This is a genomic window from Paenimyroides aestuarii (assembly GCF_024628805.1).
Lineage (GTDB): Bacteria > Bacteroidota > Bacteroidia > Flavobacteriales > Flavobacteriaceae > Flavobacterium > Flavobacterium aestuarii_A.
Genome location: NZ_CP102382.1, coordinates 1,761,768 through 1,773,031, shown reverse-complemented (window position 1 = coordinate 1,773,031; position 11,264 = coordinate 1,761,768). Strand labels below are relative to the sequence as shown.

The window sequence follows — 11,264 nt, the reverse complement described above, 5'->3', positions numbered from 1 at the left end:
GTGATATAGCTCTTAATAAATTAATTTAAAAAAAACAGCTTTTAAAACAATTACACAAACCTTTAGTTTAATCAATAACACCTAAACATTTAATTAAATGCATCTTGACGATTACTTATAGTTTTTGTCTATATGTTATTTTTTGATATTTTTTTAGTGTTAGGTTGATAAAAAGTTTCCAAAAAACAGCAACAATAAAAAAGCGCAATGTTGTTAAAAACATTACGCTTAGCACTTAAATTTATTTTATTATTTTAAATACTTGGAACTTGGACCATTTCATTTGTTTCAGCTTCGTAATCTATTGCATCAAAATTAAATCCAAACAAATTAAAAAAGTCATCTCTGTATCCTTGAATATCCGAAATTTGTTCTAAATTTTCAGTAGTAGCTTGGCTCCATAATTTAGCAACTTCTTCCTGAACATCTGCACGCATTTCCCAGTCATCTACTCTAATTCTTCCTTCATTGTCTAAAGGTATTGTGCCATCTGTGGTATATAATCGGTCATTAAATAAACGATACATTTGCTCAATAGTTCCTTCGTGAATGCCTTTTTCTTTCATAACCTTATACAAAAGCGAAATATACAACGGTACAACCGGAATTGCAGAGCTAGATTGAGTAACCAAAGCTTTGTTTACAGAAACGTATGCTTCTCCGTTCACATCTTTTAAAATACTGTTAATCGTAGTTGTTGTAGCTTCTAAATCATTTTTTGCCTGACCAATAGTACCATTTCTATAAATTGGAAAAGTAAGTTCAGGACCAATGTATGAATAAGCAACCGTTTTCACTCCGTTTGCTAGAACACCAGCGTTGTGCAAATCTTCCATCCAAAATTTCCAATCTTCACCACCCATTACAGCAATGGTATTATCAATATCTTCTTGACTTTCAATAGGATTTATAGAAATGTCTGAAACAACGCCTGTATGGAAATCAACTGTTTTGTTAGAAAAAGTTTGTCCGATTGGTTTTAAAACGGATGCATACGCCACACCTGTTTTGGGATGTGTTCTGCGAGGTGATGCCAAGCTATATACTACTAAATCGATTGTTCCTAAATCTTTTTTAATTAAATCGATTGTTTGCTGTTTAACTTCATCAGAAAAAGCATCGCCATTGATGGATTTTGCATACAAACCTGCCTCATGAGCTTCTTTTTCAAATGCGGCTGAATTATACCAACCGGCAGTCCCAGGCTTACCTTCAGCAGCAGGCTTTTCGAAAAACACCCCAATAGTTGCCGCTCCCGAACCAAATGCAGCTGCAATACGCGAAGAAATTCCAAATCCGGTAGATGCACCAATTACCAAAACTTTCTTAGGTCCGTTTTCAATAGTGCCTTTAGATTGCACATAGTCAATCTGGTTTTTAATGTTTAAAGCAGTTCCATCAGGATGCGATGTTAAACAAATAAAACCTCTTGTTCTTGGTTTTATAATCATTTTAAATCTATTTTATTATTATGTGTTGTTGAAATTAATGAACCAAATTTAGCTATTTATATCCTATTTTAAAAACAATATTTCTTTAACATAAAAAACATTTTCTTATACATGCTCCATCTAAAAATAGCTTTTAGTGATTTGATTGATTACTTGTTCAAAAAATAATTCTTATCTTTAAAGATACTAAATATTAATTTTTTAAGCTATGAGAAAGAATTTTAGTTTTATACCTGTTTTCATATTGTTAGGCATTTTTTCTTGCAATGATGATAATGCTAATACGGCAACCGATGAAACTGTTCAATTAGGGAATCCTGTGGAAACACAACCACCCCACACAACTTATAAACCAGCTTTTGAAGGGCAAACGCGCATTGGTAGTGTTAAAACCCAAACAAAGTTGTCTGTAGAAGTAATTGCAGAAAATATTGGCAGACCTTGGGCAATTGTAGATATGCCCAATGGAAATTTACTGGTGACAGATAAAAATGGATACATGAAAATTTTCACAGAGAATGGAATTTTACAATCACAAGTGAACGGCTTTCCAAATGTGGACAACAGCGGTCAGGGTGGAATGTTAGATGTTGCTCTAGACCCTGAATTCTCATCAAACCGAATGATTTATTGGTCTTTTTCAGAAGCTTATGGAAATGGTAATTTAACGGCAGTTGCAAAAGGAAAATTGAGTGCTGATGAAAAAGTTATTGAAAACCCTATGGTAATTTATAGAGCAGAACCTTCCTATGATGGCAGTTTGCATTATGGCAGTCGATTAGCTTTTGATGACGCAGGCAATTTATATGTAAGTACGGGTGAACGATCAGATTTAGTAACGCGTCCGCAAGCACAAGCACTTAATTCAGCATTGGGGAAAATTGTTCGAATTTCTAAAAACGGACAGCCTGTTTCGAGTAATCCTTTTGTTGCTGATGCTACTGCAAAACCCGAAATTTATTCGTATGGTCATAGAAATCCTCAAGGCATGGCTTTTCATCCCGTTACCAAGCAGTTGTGGGAAGCAGAGTTTGGTGCAATGGGTGGCGATGAAATAAACTTTATCGAAGCAGGTAAAAATTACGGTTGGCCAATAATTTCGTATGGTTTAGAATACAATGGTAGCAAAATTGGTGAGGGCATTACTCAAAAAGAAGGTATGGAACAACCGGTGTATTATTGGGATCCATCTATTTCGCCTAGTGGTATCGATTTTTATACAGGAAATGCTGTTCCAGAATGGCAAAATAATTTATTTCTTGGCGCATTAAGTGGTCAACACATTATTCGATTGGTTATTACTAATAATAAGGTAGCGGGCGAAGAACGTTTGTTAGCTGATAAGAACGAGCGTTTTAGAGATGTATTAGGACGACATCAAAATCAATCTTTATACGCCATCACCGATAGTGGTAAGATTTATAAAATATCTAAAGCAAAATAGTATATCATACTTTTTATTAAAAAATACCTAAAAATTAATTACGAACAACAAAAAATGATTGCATAAAGTGAGTTTTACTAGTTAGTTTATTTCTTTAGAATTTTTAAAATCACTTCCCGCACCAAAATTTTTTAAAAAATTAATTTAATTCCTTAAATTTGATTGACTTAATTAAAAAAGCACTTTGAAACAAAGAAAGTTATTAAGCCAAAGGCATCCTATTTTATATTTTTTGGCAGTTTGGACTAGACGTTTAAAACGCAAAGCTGAATGGTTTTGTAGCGGCAACACCTATTCTAAATTAAAACCTATTGATTCCTCTTTTCACAGAGTAAAAAAACATCAATCGGTATTGTTGCGAAAGTTGGGTGACGGAAACCAAGAGCTTCAAATAAACAAAGTTACTAATTTAAGAATTGCTCTAAAACAATTAAATGGTGTGGTGATTAAGCCCGGAGAAACATTCTCGTTTTGCAAATTGGTGGGTTTACCAACAAAAAAGAAAGGTTATTTATTGGGTATGGAACTTTCTTTCGGAAAGGCGAGAGCAGGAATTGGCGGCGGTATTTGTCAAATAGCAAATATGATTCATTGGTTGGCAACGCACAGTCCGTTAACAGTTACAGAGCGTTCTAATCATTCGTTTGATCCATTTCCCGACGAAGGAAGGGTTTTGCCCTTTGGAAGTGGTGCCGCAATTTTCTATAATTATGTTGACTTACAAATAAAAAACAATACTGATAATACATTTCAGTTAAATCTTTGGCTTACGGACACGCATTTGGAAGGTGAACTGAAAGCTAAAAATCCTTTGGGTGTATCGTATCATATATTTGAAAAAAATCATCAGTTTTTAAAAAAAGACACTCTCTTTTTTCGGCAAAATGAAATTTGGAGAAAGGTAATTGATAAAAAAACAGGAAATTGTTTGAAAAATGAACTTCTCAAGAAAAATTATGCCCGAGTGACTTATCAACCTGAAAATTATATCAACACTAACTTAAAAAATATCTAAAATGAACAAAATTTATTTCCTCTTTATTATTGTTGCTCTTTTTTGTAATTGTTCAAAAACTACACAACCAAACGACCCTATTCCAGCACATGAAACTATCGAAATTCAGTCTAAAAGTGTTAACGAGAAAAGAATAATTAATGTTTGGACACCCGAAGGTTACAGTCAATCCAAAGACAGTTTACCAGTAATGTATATGGCGGATGGTGGCATAAAAGAAGATTTTCCGCATATTGCCAACACTTTTGCAAAACTCATCCAATCTAAAAAAATACCGCCTATGATTTTGGTTGGAATTGAAAATACAGAGCGTCGAAGAGATTTATCTGGTGTTACTGAAGTTGAAAAAGATAAAGAAGTGGCTCCCGTGGTGGGTGGTTCGGAAAAATTCCGGGCTTTTATTAGTGATGAACTATTTCCCGAGATTGAAAAAAAATACCGCACATCGGGCAAAAAAGGTATTTTGGGAGAATCCTTATCAGGGCTTTTTGTAATGGAAACTTTTTTTCTAGAACCAGAACTATTTGATTATTATATTGCATTTGATCCATCTTTATGGTGGAACGATCACTATTTGGTAAAGACAGCGAAAGAACATCTAACTAAAATCCCAGCTGGTAGCGAGAAAAAACTGTGGTTTGCAGGCTCTAGTGCTACTGATATTTCACCCTATACCAATGAATTAGCTGAAATTCTAAAAACGGATAATCGAACTAATTTAAAATGGAACTATGCAGACGAACCTAAAGAACAACACACCACTATTTTTAGAGCTACAAAGGAAAAAGCCTTGATTTGGACTTTGGGCAACGAATAATCGAAGAAGAATAATTTAGAATAGAACGATGACAAAAGAAGAATATCAAAAAATCTACACCGAAGAAGATGCTGTGGGATGGTTGCAAATAGATGAGCAATTAGAAAAGCTATATCCCCAACAAGAACCTAAGCATTATGGTCCATTGTGCGGCATTCACTTTATGGTAGGCGGCACCGATCCTATCGATGGGGCAAGCATTTACAATACCAACAAACAAACTCCTCACAAACATTTGGTGAGCTACGGAATGTCGGAGCTTTATTACAACGAAGAAGCTTTAAACGGAGAATTTAGCAAATGGGGATTTGAGTTTACTTTTAGACTAAAACCTTTTGAAGGCGATACAGATGAACCTACTTGGGTGATTGGTTTGATGAACAACTTGGCGCGTTATGTTTTTAATTCGGGTAATTGGTTTGAAGAAAATCAATATATACCCACAAATGGCCCTATTAGAGCAAATACCGAAACCGAAATTGTGGGTTTGGTTTTTACATTAGATCCCGAATTGGGAAAAATCAACACGCCGCATGGTGAAGTTTCGTTTTTACAAATGGTAGGAATTACCCAAAAAGAATTAGAGCATTTAAAAGCTCATTCCACACGAAGTGAAGTTGAAAAATTAATCAACAAATTAAAAGAAGATAATCCGTTATTAATCACAGACTTAAACAGAAAATAAACTTAAAATAAAGCGTTTAATAAACGCTTTATTTTAATATTTGCTGGGTATGTTCTTTTGTTTTTACTTTATAAATAATATCTTCCACAATACCCTTCTCATCTATAATAAAAGTAGTTCTGTGAATGCCGTCGAACTCTTTACCCATAAATTTTTTTGGTCCCCAAACACCATATGCATTGATAATCTGTTTATCTTCATCGGCCAATAGCGGATATTGCAGCTTATTTTTTGTAGCGAAATTTAACTGTCGTTTTTGCGAATCGGCACTCACGCCAATCAATTGATAATTTTGAGCAATAAAGCGGTCAATGTTGTTTTGTAAATCACACGCTTCGGCTGTGCAACCAGGAGTAGAAGCTTTTGGATAAAAAAACAAAACTATTTTTTTTCCTTTGAAATCATTTAATGTTATGATGGATCCGTTTTGATCGACACCTGAAAAGTCAGGAGCCTTGTCGCCTATTTTTATTGTATTCATTATTATTTTTTTGTTTATTTGTTAAATCTAATAAATTCCTTACAAACATGAAAATATTTACACTAGTTACCTTATTATTTTCGTTAAATAGCATTGCACAAGTTTCAAATGCTACAAGAAAAGTAGATTATAAAGCCATTGAAAAAGAAATCACCAACAAAAAAAGTCCGTATTTTTTTGAGCATTTGAAAGAGCGTTTTATCGCTTTAGATACCACTTTAACAGTAGATGATTTTCATCACTTATATTACGGAAGTACTATACAAAACGATTACAATGTCAACAGAAGACATACTATTGATGAAAAAATTAATGGTTATTATAATTCAGAAAATATCTCTACTGAACAATGGAAAGAGATTGCCAAGTATAATGAAAAAGTTTTAAAGAACGATTTATTTATAGATTTAAACGTTTTTGATGCGTTAATAGCTGCTTATCATTACACCGGAGATTCGGAAAAAAATATAAAGCTATCCAATTTATTTGATAAATTATTAGGTGCAATGCTTGAAACTGGCAACGGTTTTTCACAAGCTACTGCAATGGATGTTATTTCCACTTCGCATGAATATTATATGATGAATATTTTAGAATTCCCGGTCAGTGGGCAGCAATTATTAAGAGATGATGAGGGCAGATCGTATGATCTTTTAACCATAAAACATCCAAATACAGCCTCTAATGCAGATGAAAATATTGATGAAGAACCGACGGAGGAAAAATTAGCAGAGAACGGAAAATTAAAAGGTTTGTATTTTGATGTTACTCGTTTGTTTGAATTATATGCAAAAATGTTCAATTAGTATACCCCTATGACCAAAAAAGAAAAAGTTGCTTTTGTTATTGATACATTAGAAAAGTTGTATCCCGAAGTGCCTATTCCGTTAGATCATAAAGATCCATATACTTTATTGGTTGCGGTTTTGTTATCAGCCCAATGCACTGATGTTCGCGTAAACCAAATTACCCCAAAATTATTTGCTGTAGCCGATAATCCCTACGATATGGTAAAACTTTCGGTAGAAGAAATTGCCGACATTATACGCCCGTGTGGCTTGTCGCCCATGAAATCGAAAGGTATTTATGGTTTAAGTAAAATTTTAATTGATCAATACAATGGCGAAGTTCCGGCAGATATCAACGCCTTAGAATTATTGCCTGCAGTGGGGCATAAAACAGCTTCGGTAGTCATGTCGCAAGCTTTTAATGTGCCTGCTTTTCCTGTTGATACGCATATTCACCGCTTAATGTATCGTTGGAATTTAAGTTCGGGGAAAAATGTAGTGCAAACCGAAATTGATGCTAAAAAAATTTTCCCGATAGATACTTGGAATAAACTGCATTTACAAATGATTTGGTACGGTCGCGAATATTCACCAGCACGCGGTTGGAAATTGGAAAAAGATCTTATTACGCAAAAAATTGGTAAAAAATCGGTCATTAACGAGCTGCTTAAAACCCATAAACAATAAAGAAAGGAACTTTTTATAGTTCCTTTCTTCAGTTTTGAAAAGTTATGAAATGAAATGATCCTTTTTTTACCGCTTTTGTACTTTTTGAATAGTTTAAAATAAAGTCAATAGTACTGGTTTTAGGCAAAAGTTTAGGTTTTTGTTTACTGTTGGTTTTGTAATTTTTTATCATAGAAAAGGTTTATTTTTTATGATATAACGCCACAGTAGATTTATTATTGTTTAATCGTTTAAAATTATTTGTTTGTTGGTAATCATTTTTCGCAGATTAATAATGGCATAACGCATTCTGCCCAAAGCAGTGTTGATGCTTATATCATTTAATTCGGCAATTTCTTTAAAAGTTAAATCGTCGTATAAACGCAAACGAATAATTTCCTGCTGATCTTCAGGTAGTTTCAAAACCAACAAGTGCAAGTCATCTTCAATTTGCCCTGCAATCATCTGTGCTTCGATATTCATTTGATTGTCAATCATTTTTCCAAAGATGGAATATTCTTCTTGATCGCGCTGCATTTTCACCTTAGATTGTTTTCTAAAATGATCAATAATCAAGTTGTGCGCAATACGCATTACCCAAGGTAAAAACTTTCCTTCTTCGTTATAATTTTCTTTTTTTATGGTATTAATCACTTTAATAAAGGTTTCCTGAAAAATATCATCTGATAAATCTCGGTCTTTTACTTTTGAAAAAATAAAACTATATATGCGTGATTTGTGACGCTCTATTAATTGCGCCAAAGCCATTTCATTTCCAGAAGCGTATTGTTGAACTAATACTGCATCTGACAAAATTTCTTTTGCCATCTTAACTTATGTTTTAGGTTTTTACTATAAGTATAGATATGTAATAGGCTTGTTTATTTAGAGTTATAAGAACAAATATATAAAAAAATAATTCTTAAAAAAAACTTAAAGAAAAAATCTTTCATTCAAATATGATTTTTTTGTGAATTCACAAGGTATAATCTTCGTTTAATAATTCGTAAATTTGTAGTTATTTTATGTACAAGCAATGAAAAAAACTGATTTTTCGAAAATCGACCCAAAACAAAATATCATAATCAAAGGTGCTCATTTGCACAATTTAAAACATATCGATGTTGTAATTCCGCGAAACAAAATGGTGGTAGTTACAGGTTTGTCGGGATCTGGCAAGTCCAGCTTGGCTTTTGACACCCTTTATGCAGAAGGGCAACGACGCTATGTGGAAAGCTTATCTTCGTATGCGCGCCAATTTTTAGGCAGAATTAATAAACCAAAAGTGGAATACATTAAAGGTATTGCGCCTGCAGTTGCGATTGAACAAAAAGTGAATACCACCAATGCGCGTTCTACCGTTGGTACATCAACCGAAATTTATGATTATTTAAAGCTTTTATATGCCCGAATCGGTACCACTTTTTCTCCCATATCTGGCAATGAAGTAAAAAAACATACCGTAACCGATGTGATTGATGCAGTAAAAAATTTCAATGAAGAATCAAAATGGTTGTTACTTGCTCCTGTATATGAAATAAAAGAACGCACCTTAATTGATCAATTAAAAATTGCATTGCAGCAAGGTTTTGCCCGATTATTTTATAAAAAAGAAACCAAAAGAATTGATGAATTTGTTGAAGAATTTGCATCAAAAAAGATCAAATCTGAAGATATACAGCTGATTATTGATCGTTTGGTGGTTCGGCATGATGAAGATTTCTACAATCGATTGTCTGATGCAGTAGATACAGCTTTTTTTGAAGGCAAAGGCGTATTGTATCTTCATGAATTGGAAACCGGCAAACAGCTGGAGTTTAACAATAAATTTGAATTAGACGGCATTACCTTTTTAGAGCCTAATATCCACTTGTTTAGCTTTAACAACCCTTATGGAGCGTGCCCTAAATGCGATGGTTTTGGAACCACAATTGGTATCGATGAAGATTTGGTTATTCCAAATACGGCTTTATCGGTTTATGAAAACGCCATTTATCCGTGGCGAGGCGAAAGCATGTCGTGGTACCGCGATCAATTGGTAAACAATTCCCATAAATTCGATTTTCCAATTCACAAACCTTTTTATGAATTAACCGACAGCCAAAAGCAATTAATTTGGGAAGGAAATTCATATTTTACGGGATTGAACTATTTTTTTAAAGATTTAGAAGAAAACAATTACAAAATACAAAATCGGGTGTTATTGTCGCGCTATCGAGGGAAAACCAAATGCAATCTTTGCCATGGAAAACGATTGCGTGCCGAAGCCAACTATGTAAAAGTGAGTGGCAAAACCATTTCTGATTTGGTTGATTTACCAATTAACGAGTTGCGTGATTTCTTTAAATCGTTAAAATTAAACGAATTTGAAAGCAAAGTTGCCAAGAGATTGTTGTTGGAAATTAACAACCGTTTGCAGTTTTTAAGCGATGTTGGTTTGGATTATTTAACCATCAACCGCAGGTCTGCTACGCTTTCTGGTGGTGAGTCGCAACGTATCAATCTAGCAACATCGTTAGGAAGTAGTTTGGTGGGATCGATGTATATTTTAGACGAGCCAAGTATCGGACTCCATTCGCGTGATTCAGAAAAATTGATCGAGGTTTTAAAAAACCTTCGGAATTTAGGAAATACTGTAATTATCGTGGAACACGACGAAGATGTGATGAAAGCTGCCGATGAAATCATAGATATTGGTCCCGAAGCCGGAGTTTTAGGCGGAAAATTGATGGCACAGGGAACTTTTAAAGAGATTTTACAAGCCGATACATTAACAGCAAAATATTTAAACGGCGATTTAGAGATTAAAGTTCCTAAAAAACGCCGTCCCGTTAAAAACTTTATCGAGGTAAAAGGGGCACGAGAAAACAATTTAAAAAACATAGATGTGGTGTTTCCATTAGATTGTTTAACCATGGTGAGTGGGGTTTCGGGTAGCGGAAAATCTACTCTAGTAAAAAAAATATTATATCCTGCATTAGAAAAGCACTTAATAGGTACCAGCGAAAAACCCGGGCAATTCAATGAAATTACAGGCTCTTTTTCGCACATTAAACACATTGAATATGTAGATCAAAACCCAATAGGAAAAAGTTCTCGTTCAAACCCTATCTCATACATCAAAGCATACGATGATATTCGCGATTTGTTTGCCAAACAAAAACTTTCAAAAATGCGAAATTACCAACCCAAACATTTCTCTTTTAATGTGGAAGGAGGACGATGCGAAGTTTGTAAAGGCGATGGAGTGGTTACCATTGAAATGCAATTTATGGCGGATGTGCATTTAGAATGCGAAGCATGTAAAGGAAAACGCTTTAAAAAAGAAGTTTTAGAAGTACAATTTGAAGGTAAAAGTATTTTTGACGTTTTAAATTTAACCGTTGATGAAGCAATGGCATTCTTCACAAACCACAATCAAGATAAAATTGCACAGAAAATTCAGCCATTGCAGGATGTTGGTTTGGGATATGTAGCATTGGGGCAATCCTCTTCCACCCTATCTGGCGGGGAAGCACAACGCGTAAAACTAGCGACATTTTTGGGAAAAGGAGCCGTAAAAGAGCGTGCTTTGTTTATTTTTGACGAACCTACTACTGGTTTGCATTTCCATGATATTCAGAAATTATTGCAATCATTTCAGGCACTCATTGAAAAAGGACATTCTATTATTGTGATTGAACACAATTTAGACATGATAAAATGTGCCGACTATGTAATTGATATAGGTCCAGAAGGTGGTAAAAACGGCGGAACTGTTGTAGCAACCGGTACACCAGAAGAAATTGTAAAAAATAAAAAATCAATTACAGGAAGCTATCTAAAAGAAAAGTTGAAGTAGTTGTAACAAAGCGTTTCCACTGTTAATAGTAGAAACGCTTTGCTTTTATAGTATAGTTGCTACCGTTTAACTCACA

10 protein-coding genes are annotated in these 11,264 nt (G+C 34.2%); 7 read left to right on the top strand and 3 right to left on the bottom strand.

Features of this window, described 5'->3' with window-relative positions:
* Nucleotides 1–254: 254 nt before the first annotated feature.
* Nucleotides 255–1,451, bottom strand: coding sequence for an enoyl-ACP reductase FabV (gene fabV, locus NPX36_RS08500; protein ID WP_257498308.1), 1,197 nt, complete (start codon nt 1,449–1,451; stop codon nt 255–257).
* A gap of 208 nt (nt 1,452–1,659) precedes the next feature.
* On the opposite strand from fabV, the gene NPX36_RS08495 reads away from it, so the two are divergent.
* The 4 genes from NPX36_RS08495 (at nt 1,660) to NPX36_RS08480 (ending at nt 5,412) form a co-directional block, all read left to right on the top strand.
* Nucleotides 1,660–2,895: a PQQ-dependent sugar dehydrogenase gene (locus tag NPX36_RS08495; protein ID WP_257498307.1), complete on the top strand. Its 1,236-nt coding sequence runs from the start codon at nt 1,660–1,662 to the stop codon at nt 2,893–2,895.
* Between the two features lie 184 nt (nt 2,896–3,079).
* Nucleotides 3,080–3,910 carry a VanW family protein gene (locus NPX36_RS08490; RefSeq protein WP_257498306.1) on the top strand — a complete coding sequence of 277 codons (831 nt, stop codon included), beginning with the start codon at nt 3,080–3,082 and terminating at the stop codon, nt 3,908–3,910.
* A gap of 1 nt (nt 3,911) precedes the next feature.
* Nucleotides 3,912–4,727, top strand: coding sequence for an alpha/beta hydrolase (locus tag NPX36_RS08485; protein WP_257498305.1), 816 nt, complete (start codon nt 3,912–3,914; stop codon nt 4,725–4,727).
* 28 nt (nt 4,728–4,755) lie between these two features.
* Nucleotides 4,756–5,412, top strand: coding sequence for a suppressor of fused domain protein (locus NPX36_RS08480; protein ID WP_257498304.1), 657 nt, complete (start codon nt 4,756–4,758; stop codon nt 5,410–5,412).
* Between the two features lie 28 nt (nt 5,413–5,440).
* Here NPX36_RS08480 and bcp read toward each other — a convergent pair whose 3' ends face one another.
* Nucleotides 5,441–5,893, bottom strand: coding sequence for a thioredoxin-dependent thiol peroxidase (bcp, locus tag NPX36_RS08475; protein ID WP_257498303.1), 453 nt, complete (start codon nt 5,891–5,893; stop codon nt 5,441–5,443).
* 47 nt (nt 5,894–5,940) lie between these two features.
* Between bcp and NPX36_RS08470 the strand changes: the two genes are divergently transcribed.
* Nucleotides 5,941–6,699 (top strand): DUF4919 domain-containing protein, encoded by a 759-nt coding sequence (locus tag NPX36_RS08470; RefSeq protein ID WP_257498302.1) that lies wholly within the window; start codon nt 5,941–5,943, stop codon nt 6,697–6,699.
* Nucleotides 6,700–6,708: 9 nt separating this feature from the next.
* Nucleotides 6,709–7,368 carry an endonuclease III domain-containing protein gene (locus NPX36_RS08465; RefSeq protein WP_257498300.1) on the top strand — a complete coding sequence of 220 codons (660 nt, stop codon included), beginning with the start codon at nt 6,709–6,711 and terminating at the stop codon, nt 7,366–7,368.
* A gap of 222 nt (nt 7,369–7,590) precedes the next feature.
* Here the strand turns inward: NPX36_RS08465 and NPX36_RS08460 are convergent, their stop codons facing one another.
* Nucleotides 7,591–8,175, bottom strand: coding sequence for an RNA polymerase sigma factor (locus NPX36_RS08460; RefSeq protein WP_257498299.1), 585 nt, complete (start codon nt 8,173–8,175; stop codon nt 7,591–7,593).
* 208 nt (nt 8,176–8,383) lie between these two features.
* Here NPX36_RS08460 and uvrA point away from each other — a divergent pair, with 208 nt between their 5' ends.
* Nucleotides 8,384–11,188, top strand: a complete 2,805-nt coding sequence (gene uvrA, locus NPX36_RS08455) for an excinuclease ABC subunit UvrA (protein ID WP_257498298.1) — start codon at nt 8,384–8,386, stop codon at nt 11,186–11,188.
* The last annotated feature ends 76 nt before the right edge of the window (nt 11,189–11,264 follow it).